Source organism: Micromonospora sp. NPDC047738 (genome assembly GCF_040642675.1).
Lineage (GTDB): Bacteria > Actinomycetota > Actinomycetes > Mycobacteriales > Micromonosporaceae > Micromonospora.
Genome location: NZ_JBEYSO010000007.1, coordinates 50695 through 70580 on the forward strand (window position 1 = coordinate 50695; position 19886 = coordinate 70580).

The 19886-nt window shown below is 74.0% G+C and carries 19 protein-coding genes; 6 read left to right on the plus strand and 13 right to left on the minus strand.

The window, feature by feature from the left end:
• Positions 1-33 precede the first annotated feature (33 nt).
• A complete protein-coding gene (locus tag ABZ783_RS13700) occupies positions 34-2214 on the plus strand; it encodes an APC family permease (protein WP_357437281.1) in 2181 nt (726 codons plus the stop codon).
• A 3-nt stretch (positions 2215-2217) separates the two neighbouring features.
• Here ABZ783_RS13700 and ABZ783_RS13705 read toward each other — a convergent pair whose 3' ends face one another.
• Positions 2218-2931 carry a GNAT family N-acetyltransferase gene (locus ABZ783_RS13705; RefSeq protein ID WP_357437283.1) on the minus strand — a complete coding sequence of 238 codons (714 nt, stop codon included), beginning with the start codon at positions 2929-2931 and terminating at the stop codon, positions 2218-2220.
• 49 nt (positions 2932-2980) lie between these two features.
• Entirely contained in the window at positions 2981-3805 is an 825-nt protein-coding gene (locus tag ABZ783_RS13710) for an SDR family NAD(P)-dependent oxidoreductase (RefSeq protein ID WP_357437879.1), read from the minus strand.
• Positions 3806-3931: 126 nt separating this feature from the next.
• On the opposite strand from ABZ783_RS13710, the gene ABZ783_RS13715 reads away from it, so the two are divergent.
• Positions 3932-4888, plus strand: coding sequence for a CoA ester lyase (locus ABZ783_RS13715; protein WP_357437286.1), 957 nt, complete (start codon positions 3932-3934; stop codon positions 4886-4888).
• A 47-nt stretch (positions 4889-4935) separates the two neighbouring features.
• On the opposite strand, the gene ABZ783_RS13720 is transcribed toward ABZ783_RS13715, so the two are convergent.
• Positions 4936-5463, minus strand: a complete 528-nt coding sequence (locus ABZ783_RS13720; RefSeq protein ID WP_357437288.1) for a DUF4190 domain-containing protein — start codon at positions 5461-5463, stop codon at positions 4936-4938.
• A gap of 116 nt (positions 5464-5579) precedes the next feature.
• Between ABZ783_RS13720 and ABZ783_RS13725 the strand changes: the two genes are divergently transcribed.
• A complete protein-coding gene (locus ABZ783_RS13725; protein WP_357437291.1) occupies positions 5580-6470 on the plus strand; it encodes an SDR family NAD(P)-dependent oxidoreductase in 891 nt (296 codons plus the stop codon).
• Positions 6471-6473: 3 nt separating this feature from the next.
• Here the strand turns inward: ABZ783_RS13725 and ABZ783_RS13730 are convergent, their stop codons facing one another.
• Complete coding sequence (locus ABZ783_RS13730; protein ID WP_357437294.1) at positions 6474-6887, minus strand: DUF4190 domain-containing protein; 414 nt, start codon at positions 6885-6887, stop codon at positions 6474-6476.
• A 180-nt stretch (positions 6888-7067) separates the two neighbouring features.
• Here ABZ783_RS13730 and ABZ783_RS13735 point away from each other — a divergent pair, with 180 nt between their 5' ends.
• Positions 7068-8264, plus strand: a complete 1197-nt coding sequence (locus ABZ783_RS13735; RefSeq protein ID WP_357437296.1) for an acyl-CoA dehydrogenase family protein — start codon at positions 7068-7070, stop codon at positions 8262-8264.
• Positions 8265-8276: 12 nt separating this feature from the next.
• On the opposite strand, the gene ABZ783_RS13740 is transcribed toward ABZ783_RS13735, so the two are convergent.
• Positions 8277-9029: a hypothetical protein gene (locus ABZ783_RS13740; protein WP_357437298.1), complete on the minus strand. Its 753-nt coding sequence runs from the start codon at positions 9027-9029 to the stop codon at positions 8277-8279.
• Positions 9030-9135: 106 nt separating this feature from the next.
• A complete protein-coding gene (locus ABZ783_RS13745; RefSeq protein WP_357437300.1) occupies positions 9136-9762 on the minus strand; it encodes a hypothetical protein in 627 nt (208 codons plus the stop codon).
• A gap of 127 nt (positions 9763-9889) precedes the next feature.
• On the opposite strand from ABZ783_RS13745, the gene ABZ783_RS13750 reads away from it, so the two are divergent.
• On the plus strand, positions 9890-10537 hold the full coding sequence (locus tag ABZ783_RS13750; RefSeq protein WP_357437303.1) for a TetR family transcriptional regulator C-terminal domain-containing protein: 648 nt from the start codon (positions 9890-9892) through the stop codon (positions 10535-10537).
• A 9-nt stretch (positions 10538-10546) separates the two neighbouring features.
• Here the strand turns inward: ABZ783_RS13750 and ABZ783_RS13755 are convergent, their stop codons facing one another.
• Both ABZ783_RS13755 and ABZ783_RS13760 read right to left on the minus strand, forming a co-directional pair.
• The gene (locus ABZ783_RS13755; protein WP_357437305.1) at positions 10547-10954 is read right to left on the minus strand and encodes a CoA-binding protein; all 408 of its coding nucleotides are present in this window, start codon (positions 10952-10954) and stop codon (positions 10547-10549) included.
• A gap of 85 nt (positions 10955-11039) precedes the next feature.
• Positions 11040-13103, minus strand: a complete 2064-nt coding sequence (locus ABZ783_RS13760; RefSeq protein WP_357437308.1) for an intein-containing Rv2578c family radical SAM protein — start codon at positions 13101-13103, stop codon at positions 11040-11042.
• Positions 13104-13195: 92 nt separating this feature from the next.
• On the opposite strand from ABZ783_RS13760, the gene ABZ783_RS13765 reads away from it, so the two are divergent.
• Positions 13196-13576: a DUF393 domain-containing protein gene (locus tag ABZ783_RS13765; protein WP_073840033.1), complete on the plus strand. Its 381-nt coding sequence runs from the start codon at positions 13196-13198 to the stop codon at positions 13574-13576.
• Positions 13577-13657: 81 nt separating this feature from the next.
• On the opposite strand, the gene ABZ783_RS13770 is transcribed toward ABZ783_RS13765, so the two are convergent.
• The 5 genes from ABZ783_RS13770 to ABZ783_RS13790 form a co-directional block, all read right to left on the minus strand.
• Complete coding sequence (locus ABZ783_RS13770) at positions 13658-14398, minus strand: cellulose binding domain-containing protein (protein WP_357437310.1); 741 nt, start codon at positions 14396-14398, stop codon at positions 13658-13660.
• A gap of 62 nt (positions 14399-14460) precedes the next feature.
• Entirely contained in the window at positions 14461-14841 is a 381-nt protein-coding gene (locus ABZ783_RS13775; RefSeq protein WP_357437313.1) for a DUF742 domain-containing protein, read from the minus strand.
• The gene (locus tag ABZ783_RS13780; RefSeq protein WP_357437315.1) at positions 14819-15244 is read right to left on the minus strand and encodes a roadblock/LC7 domain-containing protein; all 426 of its coding nucleotides are present in this window, start codon (positions 15242-15244) and stop codon (positions 14819-14821) included. Before ABZ783_RS13780 ends, ABZ783_RS13775 begins: the two co-directional genes overlap by 23 nt.
• A 17-nt stretch (positions 15245-15261) precedes the next feature.
• Positions 15262-17313: an ATP-binding protein gene (locus ABZ783_RS13785; protein ID WP_357437317.1), complete on the minus strand. Its 2052-nt coding sequence runs from the start codon at positions 17311-17313 to the stop codon at positions 15262-15264.
• The gene (locus ABZ783_RS13790) at positions 17310-19880 is read right to left on the minus strand and encodes a LuxR C-terminal-related transcriptional regulator (RefSeq protein WP_357437319.1); all 2571 of its coding nucleotides are present in this window, start codon (positions 19878-19880) and stop codon (positions 17310-17312) included. The genes ABZ783_RS13785 and ABZ783_RS13790 overlap by 4 nt, the downstream gene beginning before the upstream one ends.
• Between the last annotated feature and the right edge of the window lie 6 nt (positions 19881-19886).

Here is a 19886-nt window from a genome sequence, read left to right on the forward strand (position 1 = left end):
CCCGAGCCGCCGCTTTCGATGAAAGTGCGGAGGGTGGGGGCGCAGACGGAGCGGCAGGGTGACGAGCCCGATCGGGGCACTCTCGTCACCCCCTCGGCCGAGTTCCCGCCGTTGGACCCCGAGGAGCAGGCGGCATTGGGCCGGATCGGGGAGCGCTGGCGCACCCCTCGGCACGCCGACGAACTGCCCGTCGACCCGACCCTGGGCCGTAACCGGCCCGGTCCGGCGCCGAGCCGGTTCGGGCGGCTGGCCCCGATCAGCATGTTCACCGTCGAGGAACCGGACGAGCTGTGCGCCACCGGGCCGGCCCACGAGCCGGGCTCCCGGACCGGGCGGGTGCTCACCCGGCTGCGCCGGACGCTCTTCGGCCCGCCGCTGTCCAGCTCCGCCGTGCTGTACGAGCGGATGCGGAAGCTGGTCGCGCTGCCGATCCTCTCCTCCGACCTGCTCAGCTCGGTGGCGTACGGGCCGGAGGCGATGCTGGTCGTGCTGGTGCTCGCCGGCAGCGGCGCGCTCGGGCTCTCCCTTCCGCTGGCCGCGGCGCTGGTGGTGCTGATGATCGCGGTGGGGCTGTCGTACCGGCAGACCATCCCCGCTTACCCGCACGGCGCCGGGTCGTACATCGTGGCCGGTGACAACCTCGGGACGACGGCGGGACTCACCGCCGCGGCCGGGCTGATGCTCGACTACGTGCTCACCGTGTCGGTGTCGATCGCGGCGGGGGTGAGCGCGATCACCTCGGCGATGCCCGGGCTCACCCCGTTCACCGTGCCGCTCGGGGTGTTGGTGATCGCCGTGCTGCTCGCCGGGAACCTGCGCGGGGTGCGTACCGCCGGAAACATCTTCGTGCTGCCCACGTACGCCTTCGTGGCCGCGGTCCTGGCCGTGCTGGTGGTCGGCTACGCGCGCGCGGCGGCCCGGGGTTTCGCGCCGGTGCCGCCGCCGCCCGTGCCGGCGGCGGAGGGGCTGGGCCTGCTGCTGGTGCTGCGGGCGTTCTCCTCGGGGGCGGTGTCGATGACCGGCATCGAGGCGGTGTCGAACGCGATCCCGGCGTTCCGGCCCAGGGAGTGGCGCAACGCCCGCACCACGCTCGGCTGGATGGTCACCATGCTGGTGGTGCTCTTCGCCGGGCTGATCGGCCTGATCCACCTGAACGGCCTGGTGCCCCGGCCGGACCAGACGATCCTGTCCCAGCTCGGCCGGCTCACCTTCCCCACCGGGCCCTGGTACGCGTTCCTCCAGGCCGCCACCGCGCTGATCCTGTTGCTGGCGGCGAACACCGCGTTCAACGACTTTCCCCGGCTGCTCTTCTTCATGGCCCGCAACGGCCACGCCCCCCGGCGGTTCCTGCACCTGGGGGACCGGCTGTCGTTCAACAACGGCCTGGTCGCGCTCGCCGTCGCCGCGGCGCTCATCTTCGTCGCCTTCCGCGGGCACACCGCGTCGCTGATCCCGCTCTACGCCGTCGGCGTGTTCCTCGCCTTCACGCTGTCGCAGGCCGGCATGGTCGTGCACTGGCGCCGGCACCGGGACCGGGGCTGGCGACGCCGACTGGTGCTCAACGCGGTCGGCGCCACCCTCTCCGGGCTGGTGCTGGTGACCGCCGCGATCGGCAAGTTCGCCCAGGGTGCCTGGCTGGTGGTGATCGCGGTACCCACCCTGGTGCTGCTCAGCCGCGGGATCCACCGCCACTACGCCCGGCTGGACGACAACCTGACGCTGCACCCACCGCCGTCCCCCGGGCCCACGTCAGGTAACGCGCCGCGGGGACCCGGCGGGTCGGCCGAGGGCGAGCGGCTGCCCCAGGAGGTACGCCATCTCGTGGTGGTGCCGGTGGCCCGGCTGAACCGGGCGTCGCTGCGTGCCATGGCGTACGCGGCGTCGCTGGGCCAGCCGACGCTGGCCGTGCACATCGCCCCCGAGGACGCCGAGGCGGACCGGTTCCGTGACCAGTGGCGGGCCTGGGGCGACCACCTGCGGCTGGAGACGATCGTGTCGCCGTACCGGGCGGTGATCGGGCCGCTCGCGCACTACCTGGAGGCGCTGCACGCCACCCGGCCGGAGCTGACCCTGACCGTGATCGTGCCGGAGGTGGTGCTTCGCCACCGCTGGCACCGGCTGCTGCACAGCCGCGCCGAGCTACGGCTGCGCGCCGCCCTGCGGGCCCTGCCCGGCGTGGTGGTCACCAGCGTCCCGGTTCACGTCGCCGAGTAGGGCTCACACGTCCTGGACCTCGAGCACCTGACCGGTGGGGGCGGCGTCGCCCAGCTCGGCGCGGAGCGCGGCCCGTTCCGGGTCGGCCAGGAACCCGTCGTAGCCGGCCCGGGCGGCGAACCGGATCACGTGCACCTCGGTCCGCCCGTCCCCGTTCCGCAGCCGCCGTTCCAGCCGTCCGCCGTGCCGCCCGAGCAGGGCGAGCACCGCATCCTCGTACCGCCGGCCGGCCTCGGCGTCGGTGCCCAGGTCGACCAGGGCGACCACCCGGAGCACGCCCGCCGGGTCGTCGGCCAGCGGTTTCCAGAACTGGTGGTCGACGTGTCCGCCCGGGATGCCGTCCCGGATCCCGGTGTCGGTGTAGCCGTGCCTTCGGTAGAACGCCGGCGCCTGGAACGAGAACGACGCCACCGAGATCTCGGTGCAGCCCCGCCGGCGGGCCTCCGCCTCGGCGGCCCGCAGCATGCGTCCGCCCCAGCCGCGGTGCCGCTGGTCGGCGCGTACCCACATGGTGTTGATCCCGGCCCGGCCGCCCCAGGTCCAGCCGGTCAGCCCGCCGATCAACTCGCCGTCCGCGCCGGTGACCCGGATCGAGATGTCGGCCTCGTCGTCGGCGCCGGTGGCCGCGTTGTTGTACGCGGTGAGTTCCCGTTCGACCCGGGCGGCCAGATCGTCGTCCGTGCCACCGACATGCAGGGTTGCCTCGTCCTCGGTCATGCGGCGCAGTATCCCCGCGGACCGGGCCGGCGCGACAGCGGAAAACGCCTCAGCCGTCGAGGCCGACGGCCTGCGCGCTGGCGGTCCAGAGCCGGGCGGCGAGCGCCGGGTCGGCCGCCTTCGGCAGCGGCCGCCGGGGCCGCTGGTCGTGGTAGTAGCCGCCGTCGACCAGCCGGGACGGGTCCTGATTGGCCAGCCAGACCAGGGTCTCCGCGCCCCGCTCGGGGCTGCGGAACGGCAGCAGCCGCATGCCGAGGGCGACCAGCGGGCTCTCGTTGCCGAACCGGGTGCGCACCACGCCCGGGTGGAACGAGTACGCCGGCACGTCCGGCCAGCGCCGGGCCGCCTCGGCGGCGAAGAGGATGTTCGCCTGCTTGCTGGTGCCGTACGCGCGCATCGGCCGGTAGCGGCGCAGCACCACGTTCAGGTCGTCCGGGTCGAGCACGCCGCTGCGGTGGGCGCCGGAAGCGGTCACCACCATCCGCCCGATCCGATCCCGCAGCAGGTTGCTGAGCAGGAACGGGGCGAGGTGGTTGGCCTGCACGGTCAGTTCGAAGCCGTCGACGGTGGTGACCGGCTGGAGCACGATCGCGCCGGCGTTGTTGGCGAGCACGTCGATCCGGTCGTACGCCGCACGCAGCTTGTCCGCGAGCCGGCGTACGTCATCCAGCACGGCGAAGTCGGCGCGGAACAGTTCGGGCGGCTCGCCGCAGCACTCGCGTACCCGGTCGCCGGCGGCCCGGAGCCGGGCCGGGTCCCGGCCGACCAGCACGACCTGGTCACCGCGGCGGGCCAGGTCCACCGCCGCGGCCAGTCCGATGCCCGAGCTGGCGCCCGTCACCACCACGGTCCGACGCTCAGTGAGATCTTCCACAGGTTCATTCACCCCGGTCACGGCACGAGGTTACCGTGGCGTCACTACGCCCTTTGGGATCGTTAAGTTCGCGGATTTTCGTCTGGTCGCGTCGGCGTGCCCGCAGACGCTGGAAGGAGCGCATCCATGGCCGCTGTCGGTCGCCCTCGTCGGTCCTGCCTCGCCGTGCCGGGTTCCAGCGTCAAGATGCTCGGCAAGGCCCAGGGCCTCCCGGCGGACCAGGTCTTCCTCGACCTGGAGGACGCGGTCGCTCCGCTGGCCAAGCCGGACGCCCGGAAGAACATCGTCGCCGCGCTGAACGAGGGCGACTGGGCGGGCAAGACCCGGGTGGTCCGGGTCAACGACCTGACCACGCCGTGGACCTACCGGGACGTCATCGAGGTCGTCGAGGGCGCCGGCGCCAACCTGGACTGCATCATGCTGCCGAAGGTGCAGGACGCCGCCCAGGTGCAGTGGCTTGACCTGACGCTCACCCAGATCGAGAAGACCCTCGGCCTGGAGGTCGGCCGGATCGGCATCGAGGCGCAGATCGAGAACGCCGCCGGCCTGGTCAACGTGGACGCCATCGCGGCCGCCTCGCCCCGGGTCGAGACCATCATCTTCGGCCCGGCCGACTTCATGGCCTCGATCAACATGAAGTCGCTGGTGGTCGGCGCGCTGATCCCGGACTACCCGGGCGACCCCTACCACTACATCCTGATGCGGATCCTGATGGCCGCAAGGATGCACGACAAGCAGGCGATCGACGGCCCGTTCCTGCAGATCCGGGACGTGGACGCGTTCCGCGAGGTGGCCCGGCGCTCGGCGGCGCTGGGCTTCGACGGCAAGTGGGTGCTGCATCCGGGGCAGATCGACGCGGCCAACGAGGTCTACTCGCCGGCCCAGGCCGACTACGACCACGCCGAAATGATCCTCGACGCGTACGACTGGTACACGTCGGAGGCGGGCGGCAAGCTCGGCGCGGTGATGCTCGGCGACGAGATGATCGACGAGGCGTCCCGGAAGATGGCGCTGGTGATCGCCGCCAAGGGCCGCGCTGCCGGGATGACGCGCACCTCGTCCTTCACCCCGCCCACGGACTGACCGCCGGCCGCCGGTGCCGCCCCGGGGAGCCGGGGCGGCACCGCGGGTCAGAAGGTGGGTGTGCTGCCGCCGGTGTCCGAGCCGATGGCGATGATGATGATCACGACATAGACCGCGATCAGCAACACCATCAGCACGGTGAGGATCCAGCCGATGATGATGGCGGCCTTCGCCATGCCCTCGCCCTGCTCACCGGTCTCCCGGATCTGCTTGCGGGCCACGTGTCCCATGATCGCGCCGATCGGGGCGGTGATGCAGGAGGTGAAGCCCACCAGCGAGAGCACCAGCGCCACGATGGCCAGGGTGTTGGTCTTGCTCGACGGTTGGCCGTACGCGGGGTGGGGCGGCGGCGGGTAGCCGGCCGCCGCGTACGGGTCGCCTCCGGCGGGCGGGTAGCCGGGCGCGGCGTACGGGCCCCCGGCGGGCGGGTAGCCGGGCGCCGCGTACGGGTCGGCCGGGGTCGGCTGGCTCGGGATCGGGTTGCCCATCGGCAGCGTCGGGTCGGCCGGTGGGCTCGACTGCTGACCCGCCGCCGACGGGTCGTGCCAGCCACCGGACGGTGGGGGATAGCTCATCAGAATCATCTCCGTAGACGTGGTGTCGTCAGGGTAGTCAGCGGGCCGCCGCGCCGAGGACCCCCTTTCCGGGTGCCAGCGTTGCCCGCAACGTCCACAGCGGGCAGGATCTCGGCATGGCACTTGACGCGCGCGGCGGTCGGTCGCGACGGGACGTGAGCCGGCCAGGGCTGGTGCGGCGCAACCGCGGCGGTGGCCCGGCCGGGTCCGCCGACCAGGACCAGCCGGCGCCGCTCGCCGAGCCGGCAACCATGCGCCTGGACGGCCGGGTCGCCCTGGTCACCGGGGCCGGCAGCCCGGACGGCATCGGGTACGCGACCGCGCACCGCCTCGCCGACCTCGGCGCCCGGGTGGCGATCGTCTCCACCACCCGGCGGATCCACGAGCGCGCCGGCGAGCTGGGTGTGACCGGGTTCGTCGCCGACCTCACGGACGAGTCCGAGGTGGGCGCGCTGGCCGACGCGGTCGCCGAGCAGCTCGGCGACGTCGAGGTGCTGGTCAACAACGCGGGCCTGGCCAGCCGGGCCAGCCCGGAGGTGCTGCGGCCGGTGGCCCAGCTCAGCTACGACGAGTGGCGCGGCGAGATCGACCGCAACCTGAGTACCGCGTTCCTGTGCAGCCGCGCGTTCATCGGCGGGATGGCCGAGCGGGGCTGGGGGCGGATCGTCAACCTCGCCGCCACCGCCGGCCCGGTCAACGCGCTGCCCACCGAGGCCGGATACGCGGCGGCGAAGGCGGGCGTGGTGGGGCTGACCAGGGCGCTGGCGATGGAGATGATCGCCGACGGGGTGACGGTGAACGCCGTCGCGCCCGGCATCATCCACACCGCGGCGTCCACCATGGCCGAGATCAAGCAGGGGCTGGGCACCCCGGTCGGGCGCCCCGGCACGCCGGACGAGGTGGCCGCGGCGATCGCCTTCCTCTGCTCGCCGGCCGCCTCGTACATCACCGGGCAGATGCTGGTGGTCGACGGCGGCAACAGTGTCCGGGAGGCGCAGTTCCGCTGACCGTCAGCGGTAGCTGCCGTTGTCGGAGTTGGCCCAGATGGCCAGGCCGATCCAGCCGCAGCAGACGAGCAGCCCGAGCGCGGTGAAGATGTAGCTGAGGATCAGCCCCCAGGTGGCGAGCTGGTCGCCCTCCTCACCGGTCTGCCGGATCTGCCGCTTGGCGAGGTGACCGAGGACGATCCCGGCCGGTGCGAAGACGAAGGCGAAGACCAGCGACAGGATGGCGAGCACGTTGGGCCCGCCGCCGCGCGGTCGAGGCCCCTGCCCGGGCGGCCCGTACTGGCCGTACGGGGGCTGTGGGGCGTACGGCGGCTGCTGGCCCCACGGTGGCTGCTGCGGGTGCCCGTACGGCTGGCCGTAGGCCGGCGGCTCGTACGGCGACGGCGGCTGGTCCGGCTCACCGGGTGGTTGGCTCACGCCCGCTCGCCCCCTCCGTCGCAGGTCAACGACCCCTCTCTCTTGCGGACGCTACCCGCAGCGGTGAACCTTTTCACAGCGGTTGTGTGGACTGGTCACCTTGGCTCCGCCGGTCGCGGGACCGATACTGACCGAGCGTTCAGTTACCCACGAGTAATGCGCCGATCCCCGGAGGCTGAGATGGCCCGACTCGCCCAGACGCCCGGCCTGACCGACGTGCAGCGGTCGATCCTGGAGACCGTCCGGGAGTTCGCCGACAAGGAGATCATCCCGCACGCCCAGCGGCTGGAGCACGCCGACGAGTACCCCACCGACATCCTCGACGGGATGCGCGAGATGGGCCTCTTCGGCCTCACCATCGCCGAGGAGTACGGCGGCCTGGGTGAGTCTCTGCTGACCTACGCCCTGGTGGTCGAGGAACTGTCCCGGGGCTGGATGTCGATCTCCGGCATCGTCAACACCCACTTCATCGTGGCGTACCTGATCTCGCAGCACGGCTCGGCGGAGCAGCAGGCCCGGCTGCTGCCCCGGATGGCCACCGGCGAGGTGCGCGGCGCCTTCTCCATGTCCGAGCCGGAGTGCGGCTCGGACGTCTCGGCGATCAAGTCGAAGGCGGTCCGCGACGGCGACCACTTCGTCCTCAACGGCCAGAAGATGTGGCTGACCAACGGGGCGTACTCGTCGGTGGTGGCCACCCTGGTCAAGACCGACACCGGGGCCGACTCGGTGTACGGCAACATGAGCACCTTCCTGCTGGAGAAGGAGCCCGGATTCGGCGAGACGGCGCCGGGCCTGACCATTCCCGGCAAGATCGACAAGATGGGCTACAAGGGCGTCGAGACCACCGAGATGGTGCTCGACGGCGTCAGCGTCCCCGCCTCCGCCGTGCTCGGCGGCGAGACGAAGGTCGGCCGGGGCTTCTACCAGATGATGGACGGCATCGAGGTGGGCCGGGTCAACGTGGCCGCCCGCGCCTGCGGAATCTCCATCCGCGCCTTCGAGTTGGCCGTCGCGTACGCCCAGCAGCGCCGCACCTTCGGCCAGCCGCTGGCCCGGCACCAGGCCATCGCCTTCAAGCTCGCCGAGATGGGTACGAAGATCGAGGCGGCGCACGCCCTCATGGTCAACGCCGCCCGGCTCAAGGACGCCGGCCAGCGCAACGACGTCGAGGCCGGCATGGCCAAGCTGCTCGCCTCGGAATACTGCGCCGAGGTCGTCCAGGAGGCGTTCCGCATCCACGGCGGCTACGGCTACTCCAAGGAGTACGAGATCGAGCGGCTGATGCGGGAGGCCCCGTTCCTGCTCATCGGCGAGGGCACCTCGGAGATCCAGAAGACCATCATCTCCCGGGGCCTGCTCAAGGAGTACAGGCTCTGACCGGCGCCCCGGTCACCCGCCGGCCGGCTCCACGGCCGGCTCCGGTGCGGTGACCGGCAACCCCACCGCCAACATCTCCGGCCGGGTCCGGAAGTGCTCGATCGCGGCGACCAGCCGCTCCTCGGGCACCGCCGTGTCCCGGCCACCCACCACCGGCGCCGGCTCCAGCGAGACCCACCTCGCCGGCCGCAGCCGCACCCCGTCCACCCTGCCGTCCTGCTTGTGCGGGATGACCCGGTCGATGTTCGTCCATCCGTACGTCCGGCGGCCGTGCCGGATGCCGCTCGCGGTGAGCGCCAGCCGCCCGGTGAACCGGACCTCCTCGTGGACCGTCCGCCCGATCCAGGCGGCGACGCCGACCGCGAGCAGCGGCCGCAGGGGCACGCCCCACCACGACTCCTCGGGGAGCGTGCCGATCAGTCCCACCCCGAGCGCCGCCGTCGCAATCGTCTCGGTCACCAGGTCGGCCCAGCCGGCGAGGGACCGCCGCGCCACCAGGCCGGGCTCCACCGAGCGCCGGCCCGCCACCCGTGATCGCCACACCAGGCGGCCGTCGCGCCGGGGCCACCACCGCTGCGTCAACCACCGTGCACCCAGGAGCAGCCAGACGAAACAGCTGAGGTCGAAGTCGTCGCGGGGCGGCACCCGGAGCAGCCCGGCCGCGACCGGCACCGCCACCGCCGCTGCGGCGCCGAGGGCGAGCAGCCGGCGTGTCCAGAGGCCGTCGCCGGGCGAGGGCAGCCGGCCGCGCAGGGGGAGGGGCACCAGCGCAGGGTACGGACCCTCCGCCACCCTGAGCAGCACCCGCCCGTGCGCCGCGACCAGCCGGGACGCAGGCGGTCGCTCTGCCGGACAGCGGTGGTGAGTGGGGTCAGCCGTTGGCACCGGGCAGCCGTACCGCCAGGTGCTCGCGGGCCCGGGCGACCAGGGCGGCCGGGTCGTCGGCGTAGAGGCGGATCTCGTGCACCGGCCCGCTCGGGCCCTTCGGCAGCCGGACCGAGAGCGGCTCGCGTAGCACGACGTCGACGCTGGTCTGGCTGCCGACGCCGATGTTCAGGATCGTCCCCGCATCCGACTGCTCGAGCTGGACGGCGCGGCTGGACGGCAGCGACCGGTAGCGGTGCTCGACCCGGGCCACGGCCGACCAGGGCACCACGAAGTCGACCGAGATGCCGTTGCGGAGCCGCAGCCCCGCCGGGCCGACGACGTGCGGATGGATCCGCAGGCTGGCGAAGAGACCGAACATCCAGAGCAGTCCCCAGATGCCGAGCACGAGCGCGGTGTGCCGGACCGACGGCCACGGGACGGTGTGCCGGAGGATCAGGTCGAAGATCGGGATCTCGATCGCGGAGAGCACGATGAAGGCGACGAGGATCGGCTGCACCACGCCGACGTAGCTGAACGCCGCCGCCCCGGCCTCCAGCGCGGGGGGCCGCCGGAGCAGCCAGCGGGCGAGGCTGAGCCACATCCCCACCTCGTACGCGAGCACGCGACGCACTAACGCGACCGAAGGACTCTGCTTCCGCACGGCTCACCCGCCCTTCACTTCTTTTTGCATTGCAGTTGCAACGTAATCGGTTGACCGGCGGCGTGTCAATGCAGTCGCACTGTGAAAGCATGGGGGAATGCCGAAGCGGGTTGATCACGGGGAGCGGCGGAAGCTGATCGCCGACGCGCTGATGCGGGTGGCCGCGGAACGCGGGCTGGAGGCGGTCAGCCTGCGCCACGTGGCGGCGGAGGCCGGCGTCTCCTCCGGGATGGTGCAGCACTACTTCCGCACCAAGGACGAGATGATGACCTTCGCCCTGTCGGTGGTGCGTGACCGCAGCGAAGCCCGGGTGACCCGAGCCGTCGCCGCACTGGGGGACGAGCCGTCCCCGCGTACGCTGCTCCGGACCATGCTGGCCGAGCTGCTGCCGCTCGACGAGGCGCGCCGGGCGGACGGCCGGGTGGCGCTGGCGTTCCTGGCCTACACCGCGGTACGCCCCGCCGTCGCCGCCGGGCTGCATCAGGATTCGGCCGAGCTGCTGGCCTTCATCGCCGGGCAGATTCGCACCGCGCAGGCCGCCGGCGCGACGCACGTCGACCCGGACCGGGCCGCGGTGGCGCTGCTCGCCGTCATGGAAGGGCTGGGCGTCTACCTGCTCGGCGGGCACTACCCGCCGGAGACGGCGCTCGCCGCGCTGGACGCCCAGTTGGACCTGCTTTTCGGCCCCGAGCCTGCGGCACAGCGTGGCCGTGCGGCGCCGCCCCGGCGCTCGCCGGCGCCCTGACCTGGCTGGTCAGCTGAGCCGGGTCAGCCCCGCCGCGGCCCGCTCCACGATGAGGCAGCGGTCCTCGACGTAGTCGATCCCGGCCTCCTCGGCGATCCGCCGCGCCTCCGCCGATACGATCCCGAGCTGCAACCAGACCGCCGGTGCGCCGACCGCCACCGCCTGCCGGACCACGTCGACCGCGTCCGCCGCGGGACGGAACACGTCGACCAGGTCGACCGGGTGCGGGATGTCGGCCAGCGATGGGTACGCCTTCTCGCCGAAGAGTTCGTCCACCGTCGGGTTCACCGGGATGATCCGCCAGCCGTACTGCTGCATCTCGGCCGGTACCTGGTGTGCGGCCTTGTGCGGGTCGCGAGAGGCGCCCACGACGGCGATCACGGCGGAGTCGGCGAGGATCTGCTGGGCTGAGCGCACCACGCGAGCCTAACCCTGTCGTTCCGTGGTCGCCGGCTTGTCGGAGTCGTAGTCGACTCTTGCCCGCGTGGGTGGCCGGATACATCTAGAGCAGCGTCAACTGCTCCGCCGGGGGCGGTGGTGGCTCGGGCGACCGGCGGTTGTCGCCCCGCTCGCCCCGGTGCAGTCCGTGCCGGCGGGACGCGATCCGGACCCGCGCGGTCAGCTCCCGCTGATACGCCTGCGGCGCGTACGCGCCCGCCCGGTAGAGCTGGCGGTAGCGGGGGACCAGATGGGGGAACTCCCGGGCCAGCCAGTGCGCGTACCACTCCCGGGCACCGGGGCGCAGGTGCAGGGCGAGCGGCGTCACGCTGGTCGCCCCGGCCGCGGCGATCGCCGACACGGTCGCCTCGATCGACTCGTCGTCGTCGCTGAGCCCCGGCAGGATCGGTGCCATCAGCACCCCCACCTCGAACCCGGCGTCGGTGAGCTGCCGGACGGCGTCCAGCCGGCGGCGGGGGCTGGGCGTGCCCGGCTCGACCGCGCGCCACAGCGCCTCGTCGACGAAGCCCACCGAGTAGGAGAGCCCGACCCGGGTGACCTCGGCGGCCTGGCGGAGCAGCGGCAGGTCCCGCAGGATCAGGGTGCCCTTGGTCAGGATGGAGAACGGGTTCGCGAAGTCGCGCAGCGCCTCGATGATCGGCGGCATCAGCCGATAGCGCCCCTCGGCCCGCTGGTAGCAGTCCACGTTGGTGCCCATCGCGACGTGCGCGCCGCGCCAGCGCGGGGCGGCCAGTTCGCGCCGGACCAGCTCGCCGGCGTTGACCTTGACGATCACCTTCCGGTCGAAGTCCGCCCCGGCGTCGAGGTCTAGGTAGGTGTGGGTGTTACGGGCGAAGCAGTTGTGGCTGACCACGCCGTTGGCAATGAAGTCGCCGGTGCCCGTGGTGATGTCCCACAGCGGCAGCTCCAGCCCGAGGTCCTCGATGCTCACCACCCGCAGCGCCGCCTGGCACTTGAGCGCCGCCCCCTCGATGGAACGCTTGCGGGTGATGGCCGGGTCGGTCAGGTGGAAGAAGCGCAGCCGGGCGGTGAGACCGCCGGTCAGTCGGATCTGCCGCACCCGGTTCGGCAGGCCCGGATCCTCGAGCACCCAGGTGAACCCGAAGTGGTTCAGGGCGGCCCCGGTCGCCGCGAGGATCCGGTCGTCGCCGTTGCTGATCCGGAAGATGCCCCTGCTGCAACTGCCCTCGGCGTCGAAGATGCCGGCGAGAAAGCCCAGCCGCCAGTCGTCACCGGGAGCGTCCGGCCACCGGATCAGCTCCGTGATGGCCTCGACGTCGCGCCGCTTCGACGTCCGGATGGCGGTTATCGCCCGCCGGGTTGCACTGGCAGGGGCGAAGGAGAAGCGATTGGTCTCGACGCCCGCGTCGGTCAGGAATCGCTGCGTGCGGTCCAGCGCCTCGCCGTCGACGAGGGCCAACCGGAATTGGTGCACCGTCCCATAGGCGTACGAGTGGGCACCGAGGTGGGCGCCACCCCGCACCACTCCGCAGAGGTAGCCCCGGCGGTAGTCGGCCGAGGGCTTCGGCGGGGTCGCGAAGCGGCCGGTGCCGATCAGGCGGTTGTTGGTGGTCAGGTAGGGACGTTGCCCAGCACCGTTCATCGCGCCCGTCACGTACTTCCAGCCCCGGTCGGACAGGAAGCGATGGTCCCCGCTGGCGACCAGCGTGGTGCCGTCCGCCAGCGTGATCCGGTGGGCCCGCTTCACCGTCGACCACTTGTCAAGGACGGTGGTGACCACGTATCGCCGGTAGGCGCCCCGCCGCTCGGTGCCGTAGATCCGGTCGCCCGGCTCCAGTTCGCTGATCGGCCTTGTGCGGCCGTCCGCCATCAGGATCGGAGTGTCGCCAGCCATGCAGTAGACACACGCATGACTGCATCCCCGGTATGGGTTGATCGTCCACTCGAACGGCACGCGGGACGCGCCGGGCACCCGGTTGATGATCGACTTTGCCTGCACCTCGTAGAAGGTCATCCCGGCGAAGCCGGGGGTGTCGAAGGTGCGGGCAACCGCGCCGGGCAGCGCCAGCGGCAGGGGTGGAGTCGCTGGCGCTGCCCGACCAGGGACCTCCTCGTCCGGGGGAGCGGAAAGGTTGTCCCAGCGCACAGCCACTATTCGAACACGTGTACGAGGAGAGCGCAAGTGACTCGCCGGACACCGGGGCCCGAACCCGAGGCGGCGGGTGCAGGATGGAAGGCATGGAGACGTCGACCTTCGTCTACGACGGCGACTGCGCGTTCTGCACCCGCTGCGCGGAGTTCATCGAGCGCCGGATACCGACCCGCGCGCGGGTGCTGCCGTGGCAGTTCGCCGACCTCGCCGCGCTCGGGCTGACCGAGGCGGAGTGCGAGGAGGCGGTCCAGTGGGTCGGCGCCGACGGCGTACGCGCCGCGGGGCCGGACGCCATCGCCCGGCTGCTCGGGGAGAGCGGCCCGCTGTGGCGGATCGCCGGGGCCGGCCTGCGGTTCCCCCCGGTCCGGGCCGCCGCCTGGCCGGCGTACCGCTGGGTGGCCCGCAACCGCCACCGGTTGCCCGGCGGCACCGCGGCCTGCGCCGTGCCGTCCGCCAACCGGCCCTGACCGCGTCGCCGAGCCTCCCGCCGACCACCGCTCGTGCGCCCGCCGCCGGGCCGACCCGCCCGCCGGCTCCGGGCCGGCCGGTCAGCTCGGCAGACCGGTGCAGGCGGCACCGTCGATGGTGCACGTCCTGGGGGTGGCGCTGATCGCCGCGCCGCTCACCCGGAACGTCACCCGGACCGAGCCGCGGCCGGGCACCGTCGCGGTGCTCCCGTCCGGGGTGAACGTCCACGCCGCGCCGTCCCGGCTGGCCCGGGCCCCGGTGACGGAGCCGACCTCGAGCGACTCCCGGGGCAGCACGATGACGAGTTGCCAGTCCGGCGCCCCGGCCGTACCCGGGTTGGTGATCGTCACCGCGGCGCCGTAGCTGAGCAGAGCGTTGTCCTCGACGGCGAAGTCGGCGCGCAGCGCGGCCGGTGCGGGTGGCGGCGTGGTGGGCGCCGACGGTGCGCCGGCCGGCGGCGGGGCGGCCGGCGGCGCGGCGGTCGGTGCGGTGGTCGCGGAGTGCGTGGACGCCCGGGGTGTGGCGCTGGCCGACTCGGGTTGCCGGCCCGGCGTCCCGGTGGCCAGCGCCTCGGGCACCACCAGGTCCGGTGGCGGCTCGACGGCCACCGGGGTCAGCCGATCCGGCGTACGCAGCACCGTGACGGCCGCGTACGCCGTCGCCAGCAGCACCCCCAGTGCGGCGACGCCGGCCACCTGGGCGAGCCGCGACCCGTTCCCCCGGCCGGCGAGGGCGCGTCGCGCGGCCCGGGCTGTGGCGACGATCCCGTCCAACAGAATGATCGCCGTGGTCCGCCGTGGCTGGGACGGTGGTGCCGGCACTGGACCTTTCCCCCTTCAGATCGTCCGACGGACCGGCGTCCGCGCCCTCCGGTCCCGGCGGGTCAGAGCGCGCGGAGCCCGGCGAGAATCGCCTCAAGCAGTTCCATGGACGGTCGCCCGGACAGCGTCGGCGGCTCGTGCATCTCGATCAGCCCGGTCCCCAACAGATCACCGAGCAGCACCCGGACGGTACCCAACGGCAGGTCCAGTGCGGCAGCCACCTCCGCCACCGACAGTGGACGCTGGCACCGCTCGAGGATCCGGGCCTGCTCGGGAAACAGTTGCACGGCGGCGGGAACCGCCGGTCGGGCCACCACCAGGGAGATGACGTCGAGCTGGCCGTGGTCGGACGTGGTCCGCCCGCGCGTCATCGTGTACGGGCGAGCCACCGGTCCGGCCTCGTCGTCGTACCACGCCTCGTCATGGTCCCCAGTGGTCCGCACCGCTGTCCCCGCCTGTCGCCACCCGGGCCGGCTCAAGGTAGACCGGCAGGTCCCGCTCGGCCTGCGCCGCGAAGAGCGCCACCTCGTACGCCATGTCGCCGACATCGGCGTCACCGCCCATCCGGACGGTGAGGATGGCCCCGCCGCGGGTGGTGGCGATGAACACGAACGCGCGGGACATCTGCATGACGACCTGCCGCAGCGTGCCGGTGGCGCACACCCGGGTGACGGCCTGGCCCAACGCGTACAGGCCGCTGACCACGCTGGAGAGCTGCTCGGCCACCTCGTCCGACACGGCACGGGACCGGGCGAGCAGCAGCCCGTCGGGGGAGAGGACGACGGCGAACTCGGCGCCGGGCACCCGGTCGACCAGGCCGTCCAGGGCGACTGTCAGGCTGTCCATGGTGACCACTGGAGGTGTCATCTCGTCCTCTCGCTGCGTTCCCCGAACGGGATCCCGGCGGTGTCGGGGCCGGTGGCACCGGGTGCGGGCCGGCTCGCCCCGGGGCGGCGGACCCGCGTCGGCAGCCCGCCGCCGTCGGCGCCCTCCGGCGAGGTCCGTGGGTGCGGGAGGCCGCCCGCCGCCCGGTGCCCTGTCCCGGCAAGCCTGCCATCCTCGGGCCCGGCCCCGGTGACCAGCCCGACCGGAAGCACTACGACGGCCGCGGTCCCGCCGCGGGGGCCGGGACGGAGCGAGACCCGGGCGCCGCAGCGGGCGGCGAGCAGGGCGGCGACGTACAGCCCGGCCCGTCCGGTGGGCGGGCCGTCCGGTGGCGGCTGGGCCAGCAGTTCGTTCGCGTCGGCCAGCCCGGCGGCGGTGAGGCCGGGCCCGTCGTCGACGATCACCACGGAGCAGCCCTGCGGGCCGGGCTCACCGGCGACCCGTACGGTGGCGTGCTCCGGCGAGCAGGCCAGCCCGTTCTCGATCAGCTCGGCCAGCAGGTGGACGACGTCCGTGACGGCGGCCCCGGCGAGCGACCACGGCCAGTGCGGTGCGACCAGGACCCGGTGGTAGTCCGGCACCTCGGCGACCGCCCCGCGTACCACGTCGAGCAGCGGCACCGGTCGTCGCCAGCGGCGGGCCGGGGTCGCGCCGGCGAGGGTGACCACCTTCTCCACGTTGCGCCTGATCCGGGTGGCGAGATGGTCGAGCCGGAACAGATCGGCGGTCTCCTCCGCCGCGCGCTCGCGCCGTTCCATCGTGTCGAGCAGGTCGAGCTGGTCGCGCAGCAGGGCCTGGTTGCGCTGGGTGAGCCGCAGGAGCAGTTCCCGGGTGGCCGCTTCAGGCCCCGGGGCGCGCCGGTTGGCGGCACCCGGTCCCGGCCCGCCGTACTGGCCGGCCGGGCGGGCGTCGGGGGGCCCGGCGGCGACCGGCGGCAGCTGGATGGTCGGGGCGTCGGCGAGGCGGAGCCCGCCCGGCCGGTCGTCCAGCCCCGTGATGAGCCGGCGTACCGTGCCGGGCCAGCCGAGAAGTACCACGAGCACCGCGACGAGCCCGAGCCCCACCACCGCGCCGGTCCGCGCGACCACCAGTGCCGCGCCCGGCGCGGCCCGCTCGGCGCTGCTGTGCGCGGTGGCGATCACCAGCTCGCGTAGACCGCTCAGCGCCGGGTCGACCGCGGCCCGCCAGCTCTGCGCGCTGATCCCGGTCGTGGCGCCGGCCTCCGCCGTCCGCAGCAGCCGGTCCTCGAGTGCGAGCAGACCGGCGAACCGGGGGCCCTCCACCAGCCGTCGGTGCTGGTCCCGCCCGGTGGCCGGCAGCTGCGCGGCGGCCGTCGTGCGGGCGTACCGCTGGGTGGCCACCAGCTCGGCCAGGTGGTGCCGCTCGTCGGCGCTGAGCCGACCGCCGGTCAGGGCGGCGGTGAGCAGGGTGTCCTCCCGGGCGAGCAGTTCCCGGGCGCGGGCCAGCGCGATCACCGCCCGGGTCTCGTCGGCCAGCGCGCCCTCGCGCCCGCCCCACTCCGGGCCGTACACGGCGAAGGCGGCATCTACCAGCTGGTCGTAGCCGGCGACCGCGCCGACCCGGTCGAGCCGCCCGGCGTCCACCTCGGACCGGAGCGCGGCCAGCCCGGCCATCCGGTGGACGAGCTCGCCGGCCCGGCCCTGGACCGCGTCAGCGGTGAGCAGCCGCAGGTCGTGGCCTTCGGTGAACGCGTGCACCGGGGCGGCGGCGCGGTCGGTCCGATCGCGCGCCCCGGCCAGATCGGCGCGGGCCCGGCCGGCCCCGGCCAGCGCCTCGGCGGTGAGCCGGCGCTCGGCCTGCAGGTTGAGGATCAGCAGGTCGGTGGGCTGGCCGAGGGTTTCCGCCAGGACCCGGACCCGGACCAGCTCGGCCGCGTCCCGGCCGGTCAGGAACGCCGCGTACGCCCAGAGGGTCAGCAGCACCGCCGCCAGCGCGGCGAGCTTGAGCCGGATCCGCCTGTCACCGGGCTGCCGGGCGCCCTGCTCCGTCCGGTCCACCGGGTGGCTCACCGGGCGGACCGTTCCGGCCATGGCTGCCGGCCGGCGGTGCTCGACCGGTCCGCGACGACGGTGCGTAGCAGCGCAAGCAGCTCCGCCCGGTTGGCGCAGTTCAGCCGGGTCCGCATCCGCGCCACGTGGTGCTCCACCGTCTTGGCGGAGATGAAGAGCCGGTCGCCGATCTCCCGGTAGGTCAGGCCGGCCAGCACCAGCTCGGCCACCTCGTGCTCCCGGTCGCTGAGCCGGTGCTGCGCGGGGCCGGTGACAGCGTCGGCGACCGCGGCCCGGCCGTCGCCCGATGCGGGCGGCTGGCCGCCCCGGGGCGTGGTGGGCCGGCCCTGGAGCACCCGGGCGCACTCCAGCAGGCTGGTCATCGCCCGCCGGTCGGAGGTGCGGATCGCGGCCTGCCCGGCGAGGCGGGCGGCGTCCCAGCACAGTCCGGCGTCGTACAGCCCGCGGGCGGCGGCCTCCACCCGCACCGGGTCGACCACGCCACGGAGCACCTCGACCCAGCTCGCGGCGGCGGCGGCGACCACCGCGGCGTACCGGCTGTGGTCGGCTGCGGCGAGCAGAGCGGCGACGTGCTCGTCGGCGACCACCGGCTCCTCGGTCAGGATCGCGGCGTGCAGCCCGGTCCAGTGCAGCGGGGCGCTCCACAGTGCCGGGCCGCCGAGCCGGTCCAGCAGCGACCACGCCTCCCGCAGGTACGGCTCCAGCCGGGCCAGGTCGCCCAACCGGGCGCCCACGACTGCGAGTTCGCCGAGCGGCAGCAGCGTGAACAGGTCGACGGGGTGTCGGACCACCGCCTCCAGCGCGGGTACCCAGCCCTGGTGGAGCGCCCCGAGGTCGCTGTTGCGCCGGGCGATGCCCAGCCGGAGCGCGCTGGCCAGGAGCAGGTCGCGGGACTCCAGCGGGCGCTGGTCGGCGGCCACCGCCGCGAGGCACTCGGCCGCGGCGGCCGTGTGGCCCCGGACCATCAGGATCCAGGCCTGCAACAGCCGGTGGCGGCGGGCCATGAGCGGGCCCCCGATGCCGGTCGCGACGGCCCGGTCCAGCACTCCTTCGGCGATGTCCAGCTCGGCGCAGTGGATCGCGGTCAGCGCGGCGAGCGCGGCCGGACTGTCCGGCAGAAGCACCGCCCGCCCGTCCGGTTCCAGCAGCGCGGCGGCCTGCACGAGAGTGGACAGGGCGGTGGTCGGCGGGCCGGTGAGGCTCTCCCGTACCCCCTCGGCCATCAGCCGGGCGGCGCTGGCGTGCAGGGTGGGCGGTCCGCCGGCCCGGTCGTCGCCGGGTCCGTCCCCGGCGGCGGTCGGGCGGCCGACGGCCAGCGCGCCGACGGCGGCGAACGCGGCGGCCGAGGGGCTGCCCGACCACCGGTACAGCTCGACGCTGCGGCTCACCTGGCCGCGGTGGGCGAGCGCCGTCGCGGCCACCGTCGCCGCCGCCACCCGCTCTTCCGGAGCGGCCGTCGCGAGCAGCCGGTCCGCCAGCCGCAGGGCGGCGTCCAGGTCGCCGGCGAGCGCCGCGGCGAGCGCCTGCTGGGCGCCGGCCGGCAGCCCCGCCGCCGTGGCCGCCGCGAACAGCTCGGCCGCGAGTGTGGGCTCCCCGCTGAGCGCCTCCTCGGCCGCGGCCCGCAGCGCCGGGGCCGGGCAGTCGCCGAGTACGCCGGCCGCGCGCAGCGACAGGACCAGCGGGAGCACCGCGGCACCGCGGCCGAGCTGCAGTTCGGTGAGCCGGCGCCAGACCGCGGTGCGTTCGGTGGCCGGGCTGAGCGCGATGACGGCTCGCCGTACGAGCGGCGAGAGTCGGCCGTCGGCGCCGAGCAGGCCGGCGGCCCGGGTGGCGGTGACCAGCTCGTCCACCGCCTCGGGCGGCCGATCGAGCAGCACGCCGAGCAGGTCCACCGGGAGCGGTACGCCGGCGGCGAGGGCCAGCAGCAGTCGCCGGATGTCGGGCGGCAGCTCCTCCAGGTCCGGCCCGAACTGGAGGACGGCCGGCCGGGGCGGCTCGGCCGAGACGGTGACCGGTTCCTCCTGCCCGCGCAGCCCGCGGACCAGCCGCTCGACGTCGCGCGGGACGCCGCCGGTCTGCGCGTGCACGAAGGCGACCAGATCGCTCCGCCGGCCCAGTTCGGGCACGCCGGCGAGGTACGCGCCGGTCTGCTCGGGGGTGAACGGGGTGAGCGCGACCTGCTGCCCGTCCCGCTTCACCGCGTCGGCCAGGTCGGCGAGCGCCGCCGACCGGGGCCACGGGCGGTAGCCGACCAGCAGCCGGTGCCGGCGGGCGTCCACCAGTCGGCGCAGCGTCTCCAGCCGCGCGTCGTCGAGCAGGTGCGCGTCGTCGACCAGCAGCACCGCCTCGGGGTCGACCTGGCCGGCCGGGCTCGGGACGCCCTCCAGCACGGTGACCCCGGCTCGCTGGTGGGCCCGCGCCAGCTCGGTGAGCAGGGCGGTCTTGCCGTGGCCGCCGGGACCGGTCACGCCGACGGCGAGCGGCGTACCCAGGTCCGCCGCGACCGCCCCGAGCAGGGCCGTCGAACTCTTGCCCAGCACGAGCCGGGCCTCCGCCACGCTACTCATGATCAT

Excerpts from the sequence above, each read along its gene's own strand:
- ABZ783_RS13705 (WP_357437283.1), bottom strand. The coding sequence starts at position 2,931 with ATGACCGAGGACGAGGCAACCCTGCATGTCGGTGGCACGGACGACGAT.
- ABZ783_RS13715 (WP_357437286.1), top strand. The coding sequence starts at position 3,932 with ATGGCCGCTGTCGGTCGCCCTCGTCGGTCCTGCCTCGCCGTGCCGGGT.
- ABZ783_RS13720 (WP_357437288.1), bottom strand. The coding sequence starts at position 5,463 with ATGAGCTATCCCCCACCGTCCGGTGGCTGGCACGACCCGTCGGCGGCG.
- ABZ783_RS13725 (WP_357437291.1), top strand. The coding sequence starts at position 5,580 with ATGGCACTTGACGCGCGCGGCGGTCGGTCGCGACGGGACGTGAGCCGG.
- ABZ783_RS13735 (WP_357437296.1), top strand. The coding sequence starts at position 7,068 with ATGGCCCGACTCGCCCAGACGCCCGGCCTGACCGACGTGCAGCGGTCG.
- ABZ783_RS13750 (WP_357437303.1), top strand. The coding sequence starts at position 9,890 with ATGCCGAAGCGGGTTGATCACGGGGAGCGGCGGAAGCTGATCGCCGAC.
- ABZ783_RS13765 (WP_073840033.1), top strand. The coding sequence starts at position 13,196 with ATGGAGACGTCGACCTTCGTCTACGACGGCGACTGCGCGTTCTGCACC.
- ABZ783_RS13780 (WP_357437315.1), bottom strand. The coding sequence starts at position 15,244 with ATGGACAGCCTGACAGTCGCCCTGGACGGCCTGGTCGACCGGGTGCCC.
- ABZ783_RS13790 (WP_357437319.1), bottom strand. The coding sequence starts at position 19,880 with ATGAGTAGCGTGGCGGAGGCCCGGCTCGTGCTGGGCAAGAGTTCGACG.